Annotated in this window: 20 protein-coding genes and 3 pseudogenes; 19 read left to right on the top strand and 4 right to left on the bottom strand. The window is 67.2% G+C overall.

The annotated features are described in order from the left end of the window. The first annotated feature begins 332 nt into the window (after nt 1-332). A complete protein-coding gene (locus AB0F10_RS22465) occupies nt 333-1,007 on the top strand; it encodes a hypothetical protein (RefSeq protein WP_360628138.1) in 675 nt (224 codons plus the stop codon). A 153-nt stretch (nt 1,008-1,160) separates the two neighbouring features. Here the strand turns inward: AB0F10_RS22465 and AB0F10_RS22460 are convergent. Beyond that, nucleotides 1,161-1,316 (bottom strand): annotated as a pseudogene (locus tag AB0F10_RS22460) (IS5/IS1182 family transposase); the annotation flags it as partial. Between the two features lie 96 nt (nt 1,317-1,412). Between AB0F10_RS22460 and AB0F10_RS22455 the strand changes: the two are divergent. The 18 genes and pseudogenes from AB0F10_RS22455 (at nt 1,413) to AB0F10_RS22370 (ending at nt 16,307) form a co-directional block, all read left to right on the top strand. Then, entirely contained in the window at nt 1,413-1,895 is a 483-nt protein-coding gene (locus tag AB0F10_RS22455; RefSeq protein WP_360628135.1) for a hypothetical protein, read from the top strand. Between the two features lie 162 nt (nt 1,896-2,057). Continuing rightward, nucleotides 2,058-3,011 (top strand): hypothetical protein, encoded by a 954-nt coding sequence (locus tag AB0F10_RS22450; protein ID WP_360628132.1) that lies wholly within the window; start codon nt 2,058-2,060, stop codon nt 3,009-3,011. Between the two features lie 2 nt (nt 3,012-3,013). Beyond that, on the top strand, nt 3,014-4,198 hold the full coding sequence (locus AB0F10_RS22445; RefSeq protein WP_360628129.1) for a siphovirus ReqiPepy6 Gp37-like family protein: 1,185 nt from the start codon (nt 3,014-3,016) through the stop codon (nt 4,196-4,198). 127 nt (nt 4,199-4,325) lie between these two features. Next, a complete protein-coding gene (locus AB0F10_RS22440) occupies nt 4,326-5,222 on the top strand; it encodes a hypothetical protein (RefSeq protein WP_360628126.1) in 897 nt (298 codons plus the stop codon). Between the two features lie 15 nt (nt 5,223-5,237). Beyond that, nucleotides 5,238-5,924, top strand: a complete 687-nt coding sequence (locus tag AB0F10_RS22435) for a hypothetical protein (RefSeq protein ID WP_360628123.1) — start codon at nt 5,238-5,240, stop codon at nt 5,922-5,924. Further along, nucleotides 5,924-7,831, top strand: a complete 1,908-nt coding sequence (locus AB0F10_RS22430; protein ID WP_360628121.1) for an alkaline phosphatase D family protein — start codon at nt 5,924-5,926, stop codon at nt 7,829-7,831. The genes AB0F10_RS22435 and AB0F10_RS22430 overlap by 1 nt, the downstream gene beginning before the upstream one ends. 45 nt (nt 7,832-7,876) lie before the next feature. Then, entirely contained in the window at nt 7,877-8,287 is a 411-nt protein-coding gene (locus AB0F10_RS22425; RefSeq protein WP_360628118.1) for a hypothetical protein, read from the top strand. A gap of 4 nt (nt 8,288-8,291) precedes the next feature. After that, nucleotides 8,292-8,681, top strand: a complete 390-nt coding sequence (locus AB0F10_RS22420; protein WP_360628115.1) for a hypothetical protein — start codon at nt 8,292-8,294, stop codon at nt 8,679-8,681. A gap of 247 nt (nt 8,682-8,928) precedes the next feature. Continuing rightward, a complete protein-coding gene (locus AB0F10_RS22415; protein WP_360628112.1) occupies nt 8,929-9,327 on the top strand; it encodes a hypothetical protein in 399 nt (132 codons plus the stop codon). A 123-nt stretch (nt 9,328-9,450) separates the two neighbouring features. Continuing rightward, nucleotides 9,451-10,152, top strand: coding sequence for a DUF981 family protein (locus AB0F10_RS22410; protein WP_360628109.1), 702 nt, complete (start codon nt 9,451-9,453; stop codon nt 10,150-10,152). A 146-nt stretch (nt 10,153-10,298) separates the two neighbouring features. Continuing rightward, nucleotides 10,299-10,571 (top strand): hypothetical protein, encoded by a 273-nt coding sequence (locus AB0F10_RS22405; protein ID WP_360628106.1) that lies wholly within the window; start codon nt 10,299-10,301, stop codon nt 10,569-10,571. Between the two features lie 250 nt (nt 10,572-10,821). Then, the gene (locus AB0F10_RS22400) at nt 10,822-11,181 is read left to right on the top strand and encodes a hypothetical protein (RefSeq protein ID WP_360628103.1); all 360 of its coding nucleotides are present in this window, start codon (nt 10,822-10,824) and stop codon (nt 11,179-11,181) included. A 267-nt stretch (nt 11,182-11,448) separates the two neighbouring features. Next, nucleotides 11,449-11,679 (top strand): annotated as a pseudogene (locus AB0F10_RS22395) (hypothetical protein); the annotation flags it as partial. A gap of 17 nt (nt 11,680-11,696) precedes the next feature. After that, nucleotides 11,697-13,643: a caspase family protein gene (locus AB0F10_RS22390; RefSeq protein ID WP_360628100.1), complete on the top strand. Its 1,947-nt coding sequence runs from the start codon at nt 11,697-11,699 to the stop codon at nt 13,641-13,643. Nucleotides 13,644-13,785: 142 nt separating this feature from the next. Continuing rightward, nucleotides 13,786-14,261, top strand: a pseudogene (locus AB0F10_RS22385) (transposase family protein); the annotation flags it as partial. 153 nt (nt 14,262-14,414) lie between these two features. After that, on the top strand, nt 14,415-14,843 hold the full coding sequence (locus AB0F10_RS22380; RefSeq protein WP_360628097.1) for an EAL domain-containing protein: 429 nt from the start codon (nt 14,415-14,417) through the stop codon (nt 14,841-14,843). Next, nucleotides 14,828-15,592: an EAL domain-containing protein gene (locus tag AB0F10_RS22375; RefSeq protein ID WP_360628094.1), complete on the top strand. Its 765-nt coding sequence runs from the start codon at nt 14,828-14,830 to the stop codon at nt 15,590-15,592. The genes AB0F10_RS22380 and AB0F10_RS22375 overlap by 16 nt, the downstream gene beginning before the upstream one ends. A 472-nt stretch (nt 15,593-16,064) precedes the next feature. Further along, nucleotides 16,065-16,307: a hypothetical protein gene (locus AB0F10_RS22370; RefSeq protein ID WP_360628091.1), complete on the top strand. Its 243-nt coding sequence runs from the start codon at nt 16,065-16,067 to the stop codon at nt 16,305-16,307. Nucleotides 16,308-16,609: 302 nt separating this feature from the next. On the opposite strand, the gene AB0F10_RS22365 is transcribed toward AB0F10_RS22370, so the two are convergent. From AB0F10_RS22365 to AB0F10_RS22355, 3 genes are all read right to left on the bottom strand, one after another. Beyond that, nucleotides 16,610-18,442, bottom strand: a complete 1,833-nt coding sequence (locus AB0F10_RS22365) for a PAS domain S-box protein (RefSeq protein ID WP_360628088.1) — start codon at nt 18,440-18,442, stop codon at nt 16,610-16,612. A gap of 671 nt (nt 18,443-19,113) precedes the next feature. Beyond that, nucleotides 19,114-19,908, bottom strand: a complete 795-nt coding sequence (locus tag AB0F10_RS22360) for a hypothetical protein (RefSeq protein WP_360628085.1) — start codon at nt 19,906-19,908, stop codon at nt 19,114-19,116. Between the two features lie 113 nt (nt 19,909-20,021). Continuing rightward, entirely contained in the window at nt 20,022-20,276 is a 255-nt protein-coding gene (locus AB0F10_RS22355; RefSeq protein ID WP_360628082.1) for a hypothetical protein, read from the bottom strand. Between the last annotated feature and the right edge of the window lie 221 nt (nt 20,277-20,497).

Below are 20,497 nucleotides of genomic sequence, written 5' to 3'. Positions count from 1 at the left end.
GACCTGACCGCGGGAGTTCGAGTTGGTATCCATTGACACAAGGCGTTGCGCAATCCTTACGCATCGCATGCGGTGGCCGGAGAAAGATGCTCAGTCAATAGCGATAATCCGATTTGGGTGTTAACTCACCTCAACAACCGGTATGACAAGCGCCACATCGATCTTCATGAGCGCCCGCAAACATCGATGACATGGCATGCTTCTCCCGGCACGGACGGCAGGGCCGTACCGGCAATCCTTCCAACTATCTCCTCAAGCGGGCGACGTTGTGAAGGTATGGACATGTTGGCTTTTGAACGAGGCGGGTATGACCCGCAGAATTGCAGGGATACGTGCGATACAAGGCACAAGTTGGCGCGTCGCTATTCGCCGTTACGATCTTGGCGGCGGGTATCTCGTCTGCGCACGCCGACGTGAATCCCGCGACGGACGAACCTTCGGCCGGGGTCGTTGAACTGTCCGCCGACGACTTTGTGTTCGCTCCGGATGGATCCGTCGTGGAGGGTGACTTCCAGGAGTTGACGGCTACCGTCTACGAGCCGAACCCGGAAGCGCCGACCGGGCCTTCTGTCAGGTCGTGTCCAGAGGTGAACGATCCCGCAAAGGTGACCTATACGGGGAGCCCGCACTTCGTCGTCGACAGTGAGGAGCCATTCTCCAGTTGGCTCAGCCCGAACCAAACTGCCACCTACACGACGGAGTCGGCACACGAGATCTCCGCCGAGGTCGAGCTCGGCACGGAGGCCGAGGTGAGCGGGGTGGTCGCGAAGGCGAAGGAGACGTTGAAGATCAAAGCTGGAGCCAAGATCTCGGTGAAGCGTGCCCTGCAGGTGTCTGACAGCAACAAGACCAATAAGGCGTACCGGGTGCGACTGGGCAGCATGGGCTGGAAGATCACTCGAACCAAGGAGTGGATCGCTGCGCCATGCACTCCCAAGAAGAAAGTCACCTATAAAGTCAATGCACCGCAGGTGGGCGACATCACCCTCGGGCGCTTCAACTCCTAACAAGGTAATTCCAAGAAGCCTTGTAGGTCTGTAATCGGAATGGGTCAGCGCAACGCCGGATCGACGACGATGTCGCCGATCCGGCGTTGCGCTGACGGTGAGGTGACGCAGTTTTTTTTACAGCGTCGTCGTCGGCTAATCCCCCAGGGCGGGGTGCAGGTCTGGCGCTTGGGCGGCGAACACGGCGATACCTTCGTCGCGGTAGCGGTACGCGGTCGCCCGCGAGATCTTGAAGGCGGCACCCAGCACGGTCATGTCCTCCGCCTTGCCAAACCAGGCCAGCACCAGCGCAGCCTGGTATCGATAGCTCCACGTCCCACTCCAGCACCGTCCGATACGGTGCACTCGTCCGTACTGTACTGAAGCAGTCTCTATTCTTGCTGAGCCCACCTCAATGGAGCAACTATGCGTCTGTCCGCGATTGCCCTGCCGATCTGTGTCCTGCTCGCCGTTTCTGGTTGCACCGACGAGAAGGGCGACAACCCGGCGACGGTGTCGCCGCCCACCCCTGCACCCGCCTCATCCGCGCTTCCCGGAGATGCGGCCAAAGCAGAGTTGAAGCGGTTGCAGCCGGGACTGGATCCCACTTCGCCTCAGGGTGCGGGGCCCCTCGCCCCAAGCATGGGAAACACGCTAATGGGCAAGCCAGCGAAAAGTGGAACGGTCGAGTTCGTCTTCGCGTGCAGCGGCGACAGCATCGTCAACATTCTGATTCATGACCGACAGGCACTGGTCCCCGAGGCTGAAGGTCAGTTGCAGTGCGACGGCCGTGACGGCTTCAAGCGCACCATTCCGGTCACCACGGAAAGCGCCTTGTCGTTCCAGGCGACGGCAACGACGCTCAAGGATGGTGGCTACGCGTACGCCTGGAGTGGAGATATCAAGTAAAGGCACCGATCCCACCTCGGAGTTCTTTACCATCGTGGCGTCCAAGCGATGTCTCGTAACTGACTATTCAGTCAAACGAGACGACAAGCATCCCCTCTTGCGAGTTCGAACGGCCGCCACCACCACGGCCGCTGCCCAACGAGCTTCGCGAGGGGGTGGGCGATGCCGTTGTCCGTCGGCGCGAACATCGTCACCGGGCCCGAAGACCCCACCGTCGGCGACCTGGCCCAGTGGTCGGAGGACATCGGCACGATCGATGCGACCTGGACCGACCCCGACGGGCAGGTCTGGCAGTTATCGAACACCGACGACGAGCTCGGCTACTTCACCACCGATCAGATCGCCGGGTGGGGCGCGACCCCGATCGAACTCGTCACCGACCCGCTGTCACGCGGTGGGGAAGAAGTTCGCTTCGTGCGCGCGCAGCCGCGCCGGATCACCTGGCCGCTGCACATCCACGGCGACACCCACCTGCAGTTCCTGACCCGGTACCGGAACCTGATGCGCGCGTTCACGATGACCACGCATCGGCGGGCGCCGGGGATTCTGCGGGTCGCGCGCCCGGACGGCGAGGACAACGTCCGCGAGATCGAGTGTTGGTATGAGGACGGCTTCCGGGGCGAGCCGGGCCAGAACTGGGTGTACGCGAACCCGGTCCTGACGTTAATGGCGCCCGACGGGTACTGGCGGGCCACCCAGCCGCTGGTCTTCCGCTACGACTACGCGCCCGGGCGGCCGTTCCTTCGCCCGTACCCGTCGCTGTCGACGTCGCGGGTCCTCGGCGACATGACCATCGACAACCCCGGCGAGGTCGACGCCTGGCCGGTCTTGCAGCTCACCGGCCCGGCGAGCGCGTTCACCGCCACCAATCCCGGGGCCGGCGGCGGCTTCACCCTCACCTATCCCCTCGCGGCGGGGCAGACGGTCACGATCGCGACGAACCGACCGGTGGTGCGTGGCCCGGCGGGGGAGAACCTCGCCGGGGCGTTGTCGTGGCCGCGCGCAGTGTTGTGGCCGCTGCGCTCCGGGGCGAATCCGGTCACGTTGACCGTCGCCGGCGCCGGGATCGGCACCGCGCTGACGGTCAGCTTCCGTCCTCGTTTCGAGGGGGCGTAGCCGTGCAGTACACGCTGCTGGTCACCGACCGGAATCTGGCCATCGTCGGTGACCCGATCGTCTGCTGGACCAGCATCGACGTCAGCCTGCGCTTCAATCAGCCCGGCAGCGGCCAGGCCGTCCTGCCCGGCTACCCATGGATCCGCGAGCAGATGCAGACCGGCAACCGCCTGGTCGTCATCCGCGGCCCCGACCCCGCCGCCGACTACCCGGGCACGGTGCTGCTCGCCGGGCCGATCGAGGAACGGCTGTATGAGCGGTCTGATGATGGGGAGAACGCCGGCGACGGGAAACTCACCGTCACGTTCGCCGACGACCTGGCCTGGATCGCCGGGCGCATCACCTACCCCAACCCCGGCAAGGCGCCCGACCAGCAGGACGTCGAGACCTGGACGTTCACGGGCAACGCCGAACAGGCGATGCGCACCCTGGTCGACCTCAACGCCGGACCCCGCGCCCTGCCCGAGCGGCGGGTGCCGCAACTCGTCCTCGGCGCCCAAGCAGGGATCGGCTCCGCCGTCACGGTCAAGACCCGCCTCGAGGTCGTCACCGACGTGCTGCGCACCACCGCGACCGGCGGCGGAGATCTCGGTTTCCGGACCCGGCAGGACGGCCGGCAGATCCTGTTCGAGGTGTACCGGCCCGACGACCGCTCCGCGCAGGTCCGCTACAGCTTCGACCTCGGCAATCTGAAGTACGTCGGCTACACCATCGAATCGCCCAAGGTCAGCGCCGCGATCGTCGGCGGGCAGGGCACCAGCGCGGACCGGTTCGTCCTCGAACGCACCGACCCGGCCTCGATCAGCGCATGGGGGCGCGTCGAGACCCTGGTCAGTAGGCCGGGTAACGGCGCCGTTGCTGAGCTGCAGAAGGCCGGCGACGAAGCTCTGAGCGACGGCGGCCAGAACGCCCGGCTCGCCGCGACCACGATGGACACCCCGACGCAGCGCTACGGCGTGCACTACGACGTCGGCAGCACTGTCGCCATGGAGTTGTGGCCCGGCGAGGTCCTCACCGACCGGGTCCAGACGGTGCACCTGCAGGCGTACGCGACCGCCGGTGAGGTCGTCACCTCGACCATCGGGTCGCAGGCCGCCTCCTACGACCCGGCCTGGGTCAAACGGCTGCGGGACATCGACAGCCGTGTCGGCCGCCTCGAACGCACCGTGCAACCCGCCAAGCCCTGACCGGCTGGCCGCCGCTGCGGTCGACCCGACGGCACCCTCACCCCTTTGTAAGGCCGGTCCGGCACTACCGGACCAGGCCGTCCCGATCGTGCGCCGCCCCGGACCGGGCGGTGCTGGAGGCACGCGCATGGCTGAAGAATCGCCGCTCTCCGCGACCGGCAACCTGACCGAGGCGCAGTACGAGGCGATGTCGCACCCGCAGGCCGCCGACGGGCTGATCGGCCACCCCAACGACGCACCGCCGGTCAGCGTCTCCGGCGGGCAGATCATCGTCCGCCCCGGCCTGAGCGGGCTGCTGCGTGGTTTCCCGTGGGCCAGCGGCCTGACACCGATCATCTACACGCCGAGCCTGTCCGGGCCAGCCCGCGTCGACCTGGTCGTGCTGCGCCTGTTCCGCGACGCCGGCTACCGCGTCGGAACCGCCGTGCGCACCGGAACGGCGGACACCGCCCCGGCGCCGAACGTCGGCACCGGACCGACGGCCTGGTACGAGATACCCCTGGCCGAGGTCCGCATCGCCGGCGGGGTGCTGACGCTGCTCACGACGCGCTCCTGGTACCTCGGCGACGACGGGCAGATCCTCTGCAAATCCACCTCACGCCCAGCGCACGCCCCCGGTCGGCACATCCGCGAGACCGACACCGGCCGCAGCTACGAATCAAGCGGCACCGTATGGACGGTCATGCAGGACGACGGCGGTAACACGAGCCTTGCCCTGAACAGCGGCTGGACCAACGCCGCCAACCACCTGTACCGGGTCAATGGGATCGCGTTCCTGCAACTGTCCGCCCGGCGCACCGGCGGCAACATCACCGTGGCCAGCGCCCAGACGACCCTCGGACGGCTTCCCGCCGGGTTCCGTCCCCGCGCCGACATCGAAACGATCGGCATCTCCAGCAGCTCCGGCGCGCATCTCATCGTCCGGATCAAGACCGACGGCATCGTGTCCGTCGACTTCGTCGTAACCGGGCTGAACACCGGCCAGTACATCCAGATCGCCGCGGCCGCGTGGCCCGTCGCCTAGAGAAGGAGGGCTTTCATGTCACGTTTCCCCTTCGGCGGCGGTATCGCGGACTGGACGTTCGCGACGGTCGACGGCATCGGCGATATCGACAACCTCGCCCAGGTCGTCGGCAGCATTGCCGTCACGTTCTGGACGGCCGAGGTCGGCGGGACCCAGCACACCGATCTGATCGGCCCGGACGGGCAACCCACCACCACAATCACCTCCACCCCCGACGGGGTCGTCGGCGGTCGCGCAGTCGGGCAGATCCCGCCCCTGCAAGGCCCCGACGGGGTCAAGCGGATGTGGGCGCAGGCCGGCACCGGCCCGCGCGCGCTGATGGTCACCACCGATGCGGGCGCCGACGACCTCGGGTTCATCCTGCCGCCGCTGAGCGTGCCCGGCACCGCCATCGCGCCCGCGATCGGCCGGGCCCGGTTCTACAACGACACCGCGGCGACGCTGCTCGTCGCCGCGGTCCGCGCGTCGGTCGGTACCCCGCCTACCGTCGATACGGTCATCGACGTCAACCGCAACGGCACCAGTGTCTTTTCGACGCCCGGCAACCGTCCTGTCATCGCGGCGGGGGAGTACACCTCCGGCCGGGTCGTGCCCCTGGATCTGGTGCTGCTGGCTCCGAGCGACTACCTGACCGCCGACATCGACACCGGCGCCGGCTGGACCCACCTCGTCGTGCAGGTCCTCGCCACCAGGGCGGCGTGATGGCCGTCGCGACGTTCGAGGGCCTGCCGCCGGGTTCGACCACCGCGGCCGCGGCCGGGTTCGACTTCATCACCGGCCCGGCGAGCGGCGGCGTCACCGTCATCGACACCAACCCCTACCGCGGCAGTCGCTGCCTGCAATTTCTCACCGGCACCCCGGGGGCGATCTGTTACGCCGAACGCAGCACGTCGGTCACCGGGACCCCGACCGGGCAGATCTACGGCCGGGTCCGGGTCCGGCTGCCGGTCCTGCCACCCGATGCCCCGGGCATGCGGGTCATGGTGTTCGCCGACACCGCTGGGGCGTTCCTCGCCGAAGCCCGGATCATCAACTCCGGACGGCTGCAGCTGCGCGACGGCGCCGGGACCGTCTTGGCCGCCAGCACCACGGCGATCACGGCCGGGCAGTGGGTCGACGTCGGCCTGGCCATCCTGGTCACCTCCGCCACCGTCGGACAGGCCCAACTCGCGGTCTTCGGCGGCGACGGCGGCATCGCGGAGACGCTGACCTCGACGGCGACGCTGAATACCCTCGGTGCGGGCGGCGCGGTCAGGTGCCAGGTCGGGGCGATCCGCTCCGGGCTGCCCGGCTTCGCCGTGGTCGTCGATGACGTCGACTTCTCCCGCACCGGCTGGCCGGCCGTCGCCTCCGCGGCGACGCTGCAGGCCGGGCCGTGGTCTGGCGCCGTCACCGACACCGGGTTCACCGCCGTCTACCGGCTGTCCGGGGCGAGTTCGGCGCGGCTCCTCGTCTCTACGACCGCCGACCTCACCGCGCCGGTCGCCTCCAGGCCCGCGCGGCCGGACGCCGACGGGCTCGTGCGCCTCACCATCGCCGGCCTTGCCCCGGACACCGGCTACCACTACGGCGTCGAAGCCGACGGGCAGCTGCTCTCCACCGGTCACGGTGAGGCCCGCACCTTCCCGCCCGCCGGGATGCCCGCGTCGTTCAGCCTGTGGTTCGGCTCCTGCCAGTGGACGGTGCCCGCCGACCAGACCTACGCGGCGATCCTCAACCAGACCGGCCCACACGGGCGGGCGCTCATGGGGATACACATGGGCGACCTGAACTATCGCGACTGGGGACCCACCAGCACCGCCGCCGACATCCTCGCCCAGCACATGACCTCGCTCGGCTCGGCCAGCATGGCGCCGCACCTCGCGAAGATCCCGTTCAACTACTGCTGGGACAACCACGACTGGGGCGGCGACACCTCCGACCGCACCGCCGCCGCCGGGCCCCTGGTCGCCACCGCGTACCGGCAGGTGTTCGCCACCTACCCGCTGCCGGCCGGCAACGGCCGCGGCGGCTACCACTCCTGGACCATCGGCCGGATCCGCTTCATCCAGCTCGACACCCGCTCCTACCGCGACCCGCAGACCGACCCCGACGGGCCGGGCAAGACCATGCTCGGCGCCGAACAGAAGCAGTGGTTCAAGGACCGGCTCCTCGACCCCGAACCCGTCAAGATCATCTGCGGGAACATGTACTGGCGCCACGACAACCCGGCCTCCGGCCGCTGGGGCTCCTACGGCACCGAGTTCGCCGAGCTCAACACCTTCATCGCCGCCCACCAGGTCCGCGCGTACGTGATCTTCGGTGACCGGCACGCGCTGTGCGCCGACGACGGCACCGCACCCGGCGCGTACGGGATGCCGCAGGCCGGCGGCGCCCCGATCCAGCAAGGCTCCGTCGCCGCCGGTGAGCCCTGGTCCGCCGGCTACTACCACCAGGCCCCGGCCACCATCCAGGGCTACGGATGGCTCGACATCACCGACACCGGCACCACCATCACCGTCGACTACCAGGGCATCACCTCCCTCGACGGACAGACCCGCGTCGCGATGACCACCGAGTTCGAGGTGGTGGCCGCGGCGCTCGCCGACCTCTGGGGCGTGCACCTATAAGCCGCGCCAGGACCGCCCTTCACCTCATCAAGGACGTGCCACACCATGTCGTCCCTGACCGCCCGTCCGGCAACGCCGCCCACATCCCTATGGCGATTCACCGCCGCCGTGGTCCTCGCCGTCGCCTCGGTGGACGCCGTCGCCGGCATCGCCACCGCCACCGCCGGTGGCACCTGGCGGCCGAACGGCGCCGGCATCACCGGCGCGCTGCTCCTCGCCGTCGCGCTCGCCGGGCACGCCGCCGCCGTCCATGCGGTCCGGACCGGGCGGACCCGGCCGCTACGGCTGTGCCTGACCGTGCTGGTCGCCTGGCACGCCAGCTGCACCACCGCCATGATCTTCGCCTGCACCGCATACGGGCACACCCTCGATCCCGGGCCCATCGTGTTCTCCGCGCTGCTCGCCGCGGCGGCGTGCTGGACCTCGCGCGCCGCCCCGGCGGCAATGCGGAGGTGACTGAATGCCCGCCACCGCACCGACCGCGTCCGCGCTGACCTGGCTCTTCACCTCCACCACCGCCATCACCACGGCGAGCGGTGCGACACCACCGGTCGAGCTGCTCTGGGTCACCCAGGCCGTCACCCTCGCCGTCGGGCTGTCCTCCGGCTGGTTCGCGCTGCGCTCCAAACGCGGCGAGACCGCCGACAGTCGCCAAGCCCGCTTCGATGCCCGCGTCGACAAAGACCTCGACGACGCCCTGACCGCCGTCGACGCGCTGCGCCGCGAACTCGCGGACGCCCTGCGCCGCACCGCCCGCTACGAGGCCCACCTGATCCGGCACGGCATCAACCCCGACACCGGAGAGCAGACCGGCAACCGTCCCCTCGACCCAGGACCACCGCCCGGCTGACACGCGCCGACGACCGAGCCGTCCGCGATGCACCGCCACACGCCGCCGACCAGGGATTCGGCCCCGTCGCCTGTGTGCCGCACGGGCTGCCAGATCGACCCATTCCCACGTACATCCGGCGCCACGACGTCGGCGGTTGCTGCATGCCCGCCGACCGCACCCCATCACCCGCAGCGCCGCCCGGTCGAGCCGCATGGCGGGCGCGCCACCTCACCGACGCACCACCTATCCGAAAGGGAATCCCAACGTGCACCCCCTGAAGAGCAAGAACTCGCTGACCGCGGGCACCGTCCGGATCTTCGGCCGGGAGGTCGCGCTGTGGCTCGCCCTGATCGCGGCCGGCGTCAAGTTGGCCTCCGCGTTCTGGCTACACCTCAGCGACGACCAGCAGACCCTCGTCAACGCCGGCGCGGCGGCCACCGCCGGTCTGCTCGTGGCGTTCCTGGTCCACGACGGCATCCAGGCCGCGGTCCTCGGTTTCGCGCAGGCCGTCCTGGCGCTCGGCGTCGGCTTCGGCCTCGACATGCCCGCCGACCAGCAGGCCGTCCTGCTCAGCTTCATCGCCGTCGCCGTCGGCATGTTCGAACGCACGCAGGTCACCGCGCCCGTACCGGCCACTCCGGTCACGCGGGCGGTCACCGGCTGAGGCCCGCAGCCCCACCACCACCGTCATTCGGCGCGTAGCCCGGCACCACCCAAGGTGCCGAGCTACGCACCGGCCCACCCCAGCCCCGGACCAGATAACCAGCCCGATGGAGAACGACATCCAATGATCATGTTCAATACGCTCATGGGGGTCTGCGCGGGCGCAGCACTGCTGCTGGTCCCTCGCTACCTCGCCGCCGTCCGCGGCGAACGCCTCCCGCTGCAGCTCATCCGCACACCCGGCGAGCCCCGCGGCTGGGCCGCGGCGTTCGGCGTCCTCGGCACTGTGCTGACCGGCCTCGGCTTCGTCATGACCGTCACCCACCCGCTCGCACCAGCGAAGACCTACATCGACACGATCTTCGGCGAACCCTCGCTGATCCTCGGCGTCCTACTGCTCGCCGCCGCATGGCACCTCGCCCACACCAAGAAGCCCGTCGACGAACAGCGCCTGCCCACACTGCTGGCGCCGATCAGCTGGGTCGTGTTCTGCGTCGGGCTGATCCTTGCGTGGTGCACCGCCGCGATCGTGCGCTTCGACGTCATCTCCTCCGCACCTGCGGAAGAGCCGATCACCGGTCTGCTGCACCAGTGGCCGATCGTCGAGAACACCTTCTTCGCCGCCGTCCTGTACGGGCCCGCCGCCCTCGGCTGCCTGCTCGTCCCAGCCGCCGCCCACGGGCGCAGTCGGGGCGCATGGCTCGCGCTCTACTGGTGCTTCACGATCAGCGGCATCGCGTTCGTACTGTTCAGCGCGATGAACTACTACACCCACACCGGAATGCTTCTCAACCTTGACCACACAGGCGCCGACTACCGCTGGTAACCCTGTCGCAGCCACGCCAGCAAACTGCAGGGCGTTCTCGTCTATCGAATCCCTGGGCGCCGTCGCACCCACCTTCGGGTGGTGCGAGGGCGCCCATTTCAGTCTGCCGTCAACCGGGCAGTCAACCTCAGTCGTACACTTGTTCGATGGGACGGCGAGTCGGGACACCTCAGCTACGTGAAGCCGGCTGGCTGCACCCGGAAACGCGGGACACCCGGCCGCTGCTGCTGGTCCGCCTGGAGGAAGTGATCCAACCGCCCGGCTGGCAGCTCATCGTCGACGTCTGCGCCGAGCCGCAGGAACAGATCCGCACGCCGTACCCCGACGAGCCCTCCGCACTGGACGCGTTGGAACAGATCTACGCCTTCCACCGCGACCACGGAAGCTGGCGGATCCACCGGCCCGTCCCGTTCGATTGACCATCGGCAGCATGTTCGGCCCTGCGGCACTGGTTTGCCGCTGCGGCGGTTGCGCCTGGAGGGCGTCGACCGGTGTCTGCGTCCCGCCGACTCGGCCGTTCGTCCCTACGATGGGCGCCCCGCTTGACCGAGTCCCACAGCGGCGTAGTCATCCCGACTGGGTGATTTCGCCGCAATAGCGCGTTGGCCGTTCGCGGACCTTCGCGTGCTCCGAGCCGCCGAAACTGTGTTGCCTCCGCGGTCACCGGTGGTGGTCGACCTGGAGGGGATCCGAATGGCAACCCGTCGCACCTCGGCGCGTCATCATCGTGATGGCCTCTCGCACCGGCTGGCCATCGCCGCCGGCCACGCGGGCGCCGCCCTCGCCGTGCACGCCCCCGACCTGCTCGACGGCTTCACCGCCGCCCTGCCGGAGGCGACCGAGATCGTGGGTCGGCGGCTGCGCGGCGCGCTGGTCCGCGAGGGGCTGCTGCCCACCGGCCGCGGCGACCGGGTGCACGCGTTCCGCCGCGTCGGGCCGCCTTCCGGTCCGGTCAACACTCATCGACAAGCCGAGCATCGAGCAGATCGCCAAGAGCTTCGCCATGCTGCGCCAGCTTGCAGGCGTTGATCAGGGGCGCTTCCGACCTGCCTGGACCGCTGCGCTCGCAGGCAGGATGAGTCAGAAACTGAACACATTCAGACCTGTCACCAAGGCGACACTGAAAGTAAAGTCACTAAGCGTATGCCCCTCGCCCTCATCGGAGTCGGTGTGAATCTGCTGCTTGTGGTCTTGGACGAAGATTCGAGTTACGCCTCTTCCTTGTATGACTGGTTGTGCGCGGAAGACGAGCTGCGGGGACTTGTCACATTGACCCGCTAAAGTCCGAAACCCGGCGAGATGGGGAACCTCGCAAACATTGTCACTGTCGCGCTTGGTTCTGGTGGAATCGCCTCCGTGTTGATCGGGTCGATCTGCACGTGGATGACCCAGCGCCATAACAAGCAAACCGTGATAAAGGCGATAACTAAGAATGGCGCATCGGTCGAATTTAGTGGTCAAGGAAACGTTGATATAGAAACGACCCTGAAAAGCGTCATTGACGGTGCACGCGAGCTGGATCAGTAAGGCGCAAGGCGGCCCGCATGAATCTACCTGATCCCGAAAAATCGGCAGCCGTCATCATTGGCGTCGCCACCTACGCCAAAAGCTCGCCGTATCTAAACCTACCCGCCGTTGAAAACAACGTCTCGGATCTTGCGCGTGTGCTGACTGATCCGGAGACCGGATATCTTCAACCCGATCGGTGCTCGAAGCTCCTGAATCGCACTAGCCCAATGGCAGTGCTGAAGGAGATAAAGCGGCAGGCAGTAAGGGCAACCGACACCTTCATAATCTATTTTTCTGGGCACGGAGAGCTGGACCGAGAAGGTAACCTATATTTGATTCTTAGGAACGCACGCGATCAAGATGAGCTACCCTTCACTGCTCTCAATTACGACTTCATACGGCAAGTTATGCACCCGTGTCGCGCACCAAGGCGGATCGTAATCCTTGATTGCTGCCACAGTGGCAAAGCCATAAAACAATTCATGTCCAGTAGCGAAGAAATAATTTCCAGTCAGGCGCAGATCACCGGGACATATACGCTTACCGCTACTGGCTCCAACAAAAAGGCCATTGCTCGTGAGGGGGAGCAATATACCGCATTTACCAGTGAGCTGATCAGCATTCTCGAAGATGGCCTACCCGATAAGGGCGAGTTCGTAACGTTGAAGGAGATGTACCCGGTATTGCGGGATCGGCTGGTCGCTGCTCAACTCCCCAAGCCCGAGCAATGTATGACTGAAGAAGTTGGTGGCCTTGCACTCACTCGGAATCGAGCTCATCGTGGGTATCGTCCACCAAGCGAGGGGATGCGCGGTGCGACCCTCGCCGACAATGGCACTGACGCCAATCATGGGAGTTGGTTCGCCGACATCGACAAAGGGCATGATCTAGCGGTTGTCAGTTCTGTCCCACCGTTACCTTCGCCATATGCCAGTGGGACTGGAGGTGCCGCCTCAATTGCCTTGTGGGCGATCGTGGCTATCCTGACGGCTTGGGGGCAGTGGTTTTCGGTCCCATACACATTATTGCCCCTGGTTGGACTATTTGCACTCGCTTTAGAAGCTGGAGCCCTACCGGGCAGCAGGCCGAAGACCTTCGGCATAGTGTTGATTGTCCTTCAAGTAATTTCTAATGCGATTCTTGCGACCTTGTGCGTCGCCAACGACCGGTGGGGTCTTGCATTCGGCAACATTCTTGCGTTTTCCCTATTTGTGCATGGCGCAATTAGTCGCGGCGTGCACCGAAGCGAAAACGCGAGGCTAGCTGGCCTCCATGCGCAGGAAGAGAATAAGCCTGAACACCAAAGGATAAGCGAGCATATCGCGAATTCACCACTGACCGCCCGCTTGAAATCCGAGAGGTGGCTGGGGAGCCCAAGCGAGCTTCCGATATTTGATGCAATCTCGCATATTCCCGGGGCGCGCTTCGTGCAGATGAAGGAGGAACCAGAAAGCTCACAGGCCATAGAGGAGAAGTCGATCCATTTGCGCGAGCCCGATTATGTCGTGATCTGCGGTACGCGCGTCCTCGCGATCTATTGCATCTTCTGGCCGAGTGGCACCTATATACGTGAGGCCACACTCACCAAAGACCTTAGACGGAACCGGAAGCCCTATGAGGCCGGGCGCGTGGAGCTTGCGGAGATCGTCGAGAGCCTGAACGCACTCCGGAACAAGACGAAGGGCATCGCTTGCGGACTAGCTATCGCTTCAGTAATGCCCGATCCAGAATTAGGTGAAGCTGCGAGGCGGAGCCAAGACGCGGCCGCACCGCCAATCCAAGTGATTGATCGTAACCAGCATGGCAGGGAGCTAATCGTCACTGACAACAGGAGCGCAGTCGAGGCCGTTGGTGACTTCCTCCGAGAAGATCCGTACTCGCTGAATCTCGACGTGGTGAGGTCGTTGCTGGCTTACGCGTCGGCGCAAGCGCGAGCTGATGCTGGTCTCTCACGTTATGGATCACGGCGTCTCGTTGCCTGACTCTCGCCGGGGGAGCGGGGGTATGACCCGATAGGGACCCGCGAGAGGACCGATCGGGTCTAGCACCTCGCTAGTTGCCCCGGTTTCAGGTCGATCAGGCCGCTTTCTGGCACGAATTATCGGGGCATCGGAAATGACCTTTGACGGCACCCTGATCCGATCGACCGGGTCGCCGACCAGAAGCCCTACTACTCCGGTAAACACCGCCGACACGGCGTCAACGTGCAGGTCATCGCCGACCCCGCAGGCCGGCTCATCTGGGCCTCACCCGCCCTGCCCGGCTCCGCCCATGACCTGACCGCCGCCCGCACCCACGGCATCATCGACGCCCTGAACAGCGCAAAGGTGATGACCTTCGCCGACAAGGCCTACCAGGGCGCCCGCGGCAGCATCCGAACCCCGTTCAAACGGCACCGCTACCGGCCGAAACTGTCCGCCTGGCAGAAGAAAGTCAACCGCGGCCACACCCGGATCCGCGCCATCGGCGAACGCGCCAACGCCACCCTCAAAACCTGGAAGATCCTGACCAAGCTGCGCTGCTGCCCACGCCGCGCCACCGCAATCGTGCAGGCCATCCTCGTCCTACACCACGTCGAGAACCCGACCTACACAGGATGAAAAGGCTCACTGGTCGAGGACGCGACCGAAGCCCGGTTTGCGGCGCGATGCCCCTTTCGATGACCTCGCCGCTGACATCGCGCTACAGGTTAAGTTGGCGGCTCAACCCGCCGATGGGGCAGAGAGGACCCTGTCGGGCCAGGAGGTCGGCTGATGCACACCGTCCACGTACCGGCGTCTGGACCACCGGTCACCGACACCACGATCGGCGCGGTCTTGGCCGGGCGACTCGTGAAACCGCTGTTCCAGCCGATTGTCGACCTGTCGACCCGGGCGGTCATGGGGTTGGAAGCGCTCGCGCGCGGCCCGGCTGGCACAGCCCTGGAGTTCCCGGACCAGTTGTTCGCCGCGGCCGGCGCCGCAGGACGGCTTGGCGAGCTAGACATGCTCTGCTCTGAACGGGCTCTGGAATGCGCCGTCGCGGCATCCGAACCGCCACCGCTGTTGTTCGTCAACGCCGAGCCTGCCGTCATGGACCAGCCGCCCTCGCCTCGGCTGGTCGAGCTGATCGAGAGCGGGCTGCTCTTCCGCGAGATCCTCGAATACACCGACGCGCGCTGCCGACCGTGCCCGGCAGCATGATGCGGGTCGCTGGGCAGGCCCAGCAGTGGGGCAACGGCCTAGCCCTCGACGATGTCGGCGTCGATCCGATGTCGCTGGCCTTTCTGCCGATCCTCGAACCCGAGGCCATTAAGCTCGATATGAGTCTCATCCGCAACTCGCACACCGCCCACACCGGGGCCGTTTGTGCCGTGGTGCGCGGGGAGGCGCAGCGCACCGGCGCCGTGGTGATTGCTGAGGGCATCGAGACCGAGGCGGACCTGCACGTTGCCCGTGTGCTTGGGGCGCGCTGGGGGCAGGGCTGGCTGTTCGGTTGCCCCGGACCGATCGACCAGGGCCACCGCTACGACCCAGCAGCGGCGAGTGCCCTGCGGATGCCGCGGCCGGGCTTCCACCAACCGATGGGTACCCCGTTCGAGGTCGCTGTGAAGCACCGGCCGGCCATCGCTGGTACGGCCGATGCCGTCGCGGCGGCGCTGGCCCGGCTGCGTGACACCGTCGCCGCCGACGACGCCTCGGTCGTCGTGGCGTCCTGCCCCGACACCGGACTGGGTGGCATCACCAGCGCGCTGCAGGAACTGGCCGGGCGGGCACGATCGGTCATCCTGCTCGACCGTCCCGTATTGGACGAGTTCGCCGCAGCGGTCATCGGGCCCGGTTACGGGTACGCGATGTGCGTTCGTGCGACCGACGCCGTCGAGTTGGTGACCCTCGAACACCTTCCTACGATCGCGGCCGTCAGCCGCGTGCTGCTGCACCGTCAGGGCTAGCCACCTACTGATTCGTGACTGCGGTCTGCGCCTCGAACCGCTTTGCGGCCTGGGTGGTGATCTACGTGCGGTACTGGGCGTCGTGACCCACAGTTGACAGTCGCCCTACTCGTGTCCTCCTCGTCGCGGACGAGGTGGGAGACGAGATTGCAGCGGCGATAGGGCACGCCCCGCAGGACTTACGGCTTCGGTTCGATCGAGCCGGTACCCGAGGCGCTAAGCCACCTGGACCTGGATGGGTGTGGATCGACGAAGACTCCTTGAATTGCGATGTGCCGTTTGCCAGGTTGAGCACCCCGGACGCTGGGTCAGGTCTTGACCATGGTCTGAGCATCCGATGCGTGATGTGGTGTCGCCCGGCTAATTTGTTGGACATGGTTGTCGTGCTTCGGGGCGCTGAGGTGATCGAGCGATGTCGCAGTGCGGGCGACGAACCTTAATCTCCGTCTCCGAGTACGCGACTCTGCGTGAGTTGCAGGATCCGTTGGGCGCGGTGGCCCGCGACGCTCTCTGCGAGCTGACCGCCGGGCACGAGGGCAGCCACGTCGCGTTCGTCGTAGCCGTTCAGCAGGGCGATCACTGGTGGTGGCTCCGCTGGGACGTGCGGCATCGCGAATTCGTTCGCCTGGAGCTCTGCGATCGTGTGGAAGAGGACGGGCACGATGACTGCCTGTTACCGGCCAGCCATCCAGGGCCACACAGTTTTGAGCTTTAGCGCGTCGAGTCGGGAGAACAACGCCGCCGTCGGCCCGTCGCCGCCGACCTGGCCGCCAACACCAGAGATCAAGTTTTCGCGCCCGATGGGTCCGGTATGCCCATATTCTGGGGCGGGGCGGGCGTCCCTGTCCTTGAGATCGCAGGTTCCTGATCGGCCCAAGAGGGGCCTGCGATCTCGCATACCGTCCGGCAGGCGAGTCTGACATCGCCGACGGGGAGCGCGGAAGGTCATTCTTGGGCATGGTGTCGGCGGATCCGGGTGTCATCGTTGCGGGTGTCAGCTCGCACCCCAGGCCGTACTCAGGGGTGGGCGGGTGTGGTTTTGGCGTCGCTGGCCGCTTGGACGGCGTGGAGCAGTTCCTGGGCGGTGAAGGGTTTGTGGATCATCGGGATGCCGGTGGTGCGCAGGCGGTGCACGTTGGCGATGTCCTCGGTGTAGCCGGAGATCAGCAGCACCGGCATTGCCGGGTATTGCCGGCGGACCTCGTCGACGAGCTGCGGGCCGGACATCCCGGGCATGATGACGTCGGTGAGCAGCAGGTCGAACGGCCGTTCGTAGAGTTGGTCGAGGGCGTCGCGGCCGTGCCCGGCGGTGGTGACCCGGTAGCCGTGGCGTTCGAGGATCCGGGCGGCGACCTGGCGTACCTCGCTGTCGTCCTCGACCAGCAGGAGGTGCCGGCCGTCGCCACGGGGCGCCTGCGCGGGGGTGCCGGCCCGCACCGGCTCGCCGGAGCGGGTGGCCAGGGGCAGCAGGATCTGGAAGGTGGTGCCGACCCCTGCCTCGGAGGTGAGGGTGATGGCGCCGCCGGCGTCGGTGACGATCCCGTACACGGTGGCCAGCCCGAGTCCGGTGCCGTGCTGGGGGGCCTTGGTGGTGAAGAAGGGTTCGAAGATGTGTTCGGCGACCTCCGGGGGTATGCCGGTGCCGGTGTCGGAGACCCGGAGCCGGACGTAACGGCCGGCCGGCAGCGGAGGTTGCCGGGTCGGGTCGGGTGGAACGTCGACCGCGTGGGCCTCCATGGTGATGACGCCGCCGTCGGGCATCGCGTCGCGGGAGTTGATCACGAGGTTGAGCAGGATCTGTTCGACTCGGCTGCGGTCGGCCCGGATGGTGACGGGCTTCTCGGCCAGGTGGGCGACCAGTTCGATGTGGGCGCCGATGCTGCGCTGGAGCAGGGTGCGGGTCTCGTCGATTACGGTGTTGAGGTCGATGAGTTCAGCGTTGGCAGGTTCTTGGCGGGCGAAGAGCAGCAGCTGCCGGGTCAGATCGCGGGCGCGTTCGGAGCTGGCGCGGGCGCGAATGAGGTCGTTGCTAACGTCCGGGTCTGTGCTCTGCTCGAGGGCGAAATCGAGGTAGTTGAGGGTGATCGCGAGCAGGTTGTTGAAGTCGTGGGCGATACCCCCAGAGAGTTGGCCGAGGCTCTCGAGGCGTTCCGCGCGGGCGGAGCGTTCGAGGACCTGCCGGCGCTGCTCGTCGGCGCGTTTGCGGGCGGTGATGTCGCGTTCGATCCCGGCGACGCCCACCACGGTGCCGTTCTCGTCGCGCACCGGTGAGACGCTCGTCGAGATGTCGACGATGGTGCCGTCCTTGCGGATCCGTTGGGTCTCCATCAGGGCGATGCCCTGGCCCTCGGCGAACCGGGCCAAGCCGCCCGGCAGCATCCCCACCTTCTGCGCCGTGAGCAGCATGGTCATACTGCGTCCGATCGTCTCCTGCGCCGTCCAGCCGTAGAGGCGTGTCGCGCTGTCGTTCCAGGTGGTGATCGTGCCGTTCAGGTCGCTGGTGATGATCGCGTCCTGCGACGAGGCCACGAGGGCGGCGAGCGTCGACTGGTTCTCGGCTGCCCCGTAGCCGCGGCGCTCCAGAACCTGCTGATGGCGCGCGACGGCCATGCTGAGCACGGTCATCCCGGCGATCACCCAGAGTCGCAACACCTGGTCGGTGGTCCCGGACAACCCCTGCCACGAAGACGTGGCCCACGCCACCAGCAGGGCGAACGCCCCGACGGCAGCCACCGCCCGGGGGAGCGCCGACGCCGCCGCCAGAACCGGCCCGACAACGACGATCCCGAACAGCATCAACTGCGGTGGCGTCGCGAGGTCCGCGATGCCCCAGGCGATGACCAGCAGCACTGCGATCGTCAGGACCCCGACGTGCCGCCACCCGTGTGTGAATGAGCCACGGTTGCGCCGCCAATGCCCTTTCCTCATCGCAGCCCCCTGGACCAGCTGCCGAACGCTGGCCATCTCCGCCTGCAGCGCACCCGGTCCTGCCCCCGGATTCGACGCGCGACTCGGTGACGGTCAGGAGTCCCGGAAACCCCTCGCGAACCGTTGCTCCCAGCGGTAACACCCGTCCGGGCGGAGGCCGCAAAAGTCGGCCCCTGTCGGCCTGGCGCCGACTCCCCGCGCGCAACCGACCTGTGTGCCTCAGGATCGCACACCCCGACCGGAGAGCCTCTGAGCTTGTCGAATCCGCCTCACGGCCCTGCCCCGCGACCTAGTGTCGCGCCGCGACTGACCGGCACCGAACGCTCGCCCAGCGCTCGCGCGCCTTCCCGTTCCCGAGTCTCCAGCAGCCACCACCCAGGACGCGTCATCGCTGGTTGGCGCGGCCTGCCGCGCTGGCTCGGTCAGCAGCGACCACCAGCAGATGGAGGCTGCATCTGCTGGTGGTCGCGGCGGCCCTCGGCCAACGACCGCTCATCGGCGTGCAGCAACGCCCGGCAGACCCCTACAACGCTCCGCACCAGCTACTCGATCGGACAGTGGCGCGATCAGTGGCCACTCGTGCTTGCAGGCTGCTACGCGAAACGCTTCGCAGCCTTGGTGAGCCACGCGCGATATTCGGCGTCGGTGAGGAGCAGTTGGCAGTTGCCGCACTCGATGTACTCCTCGTCGCGGACCAGGCCGGAGGCGAGGTTGCAGCGGCGGCAGGGCACGCCCCACAGGACTTGCGGTTTTGGTTCGATCTCGCCGGCGGCGCCGCGCATCGCGCCGCAGAGCCTGCGGATTTCGCCGGCGAGGTCGGCGACGGCGGGGTACTGGCTGCACGCGGTGTCCAAGCGGCTCTCCGCCCACCCGCCGGTGAGCCAGCTGACGAGGGCCGCCACGGTGGCGTCCGGGCGCCGGTCGAGCGGGAAGACGGCGACATGCAGGGCGTGGCACCAGCTGTCGAGGATCGTCGCGGCGGAGATGTGCCCGATCTGGTCGTGGTGCGGGTCTTGCACGGTGGTGTGGTTCGCCGGGGCGGTGAGGTCGACGGTGTCGAGGTCGACCGGGGTGACGGGGTCGCGGGTGCCGGTGACGATGGGTTGTCCGGAGCGGGCGGAGATGGCGCCGACGGGCAGCAGCGCGGCGGCAGGGTCGGCCCACCGGCGTTCACCGGTCGGGGTGCCGTCGTCGCCCACCACCTCGATGAGCCGCTGGTCGCCCTCGACGGGTTCGGGCGTGGTGAGGTCGTGGTGGAGCCGGCCGATGGCGGCCACATCGCGGTGCAGCCGCCTCCGGCACACGGCGCACACGGGGCCGTCGGTCGGGGTGTGCGGGGTGGCGTCGGGGCGGTAGACCGCGCAGCAGATGCACGTCGAGTCCGTCACGGTGATGACCTCCGTCCGTTGAGGGCTTCTTCTCGATGGGGTCGTGGCGCTGTCGCGCAGGGTGGTCGGCGGCGCTGTCGGTGCAGGCTTGCGCCCGTGGCGGTTGGCGGCGTTCATCGGTCCCACCGTTCGCCGTCCGGCTCCGTCCCCAGCCGGACACCCTTCGTCGGTGCGGGTTTCAGGTCCCACGGGGCGAGGAACCGGTCGGAGCGGTACACGCCGCAACCGCAGTAGGTCTTGGCCATGCGATGCTCCGCGCACGTCTCGACGGCGGCGGCTCGAGGCGCCGGGGTGGCGTCGACGGCGGTCTGCACCGGCGTGCCGCGAAAGCCGGGGGAGCGCTCGATGGTCTTCTGCTCGCGGCGCATCCAGATGCGCCAGGCCGACTCCCAGTCGTCCTTCTCGCCCCTCTCGCCGGGCTGGCTAGTCCAGTAGTCGACGAAGGCGGCGGTTTCTCGGGTGCCGACGTTCGGGGTGTCGCGGCGGGCCCAGGATCCGGCGATGTCAAACCCAGGTAAGGTTCTTCGCGTTGCATCGAATTAATCCGCATGCTCCGCCGCTTGTGCGGGCCCCCGTCAATTCCTTTGAG

The sequence above is a fragment of the Actinoplanes sp. NPDC026623 genome (assembly GCF_040638275.1).
Taxonomy (GTDB): domain Bacteria; phylum Actinomycetota; class Actinomycetes; order Mycobacteriales; family Micromonosporaceae; genus Actinoplanes.
The sequence above is the reverse complement of the archived record's forward strand: the minus strand, read 5'-3'. Positions and strand labels throughout refer to the sequence as shown.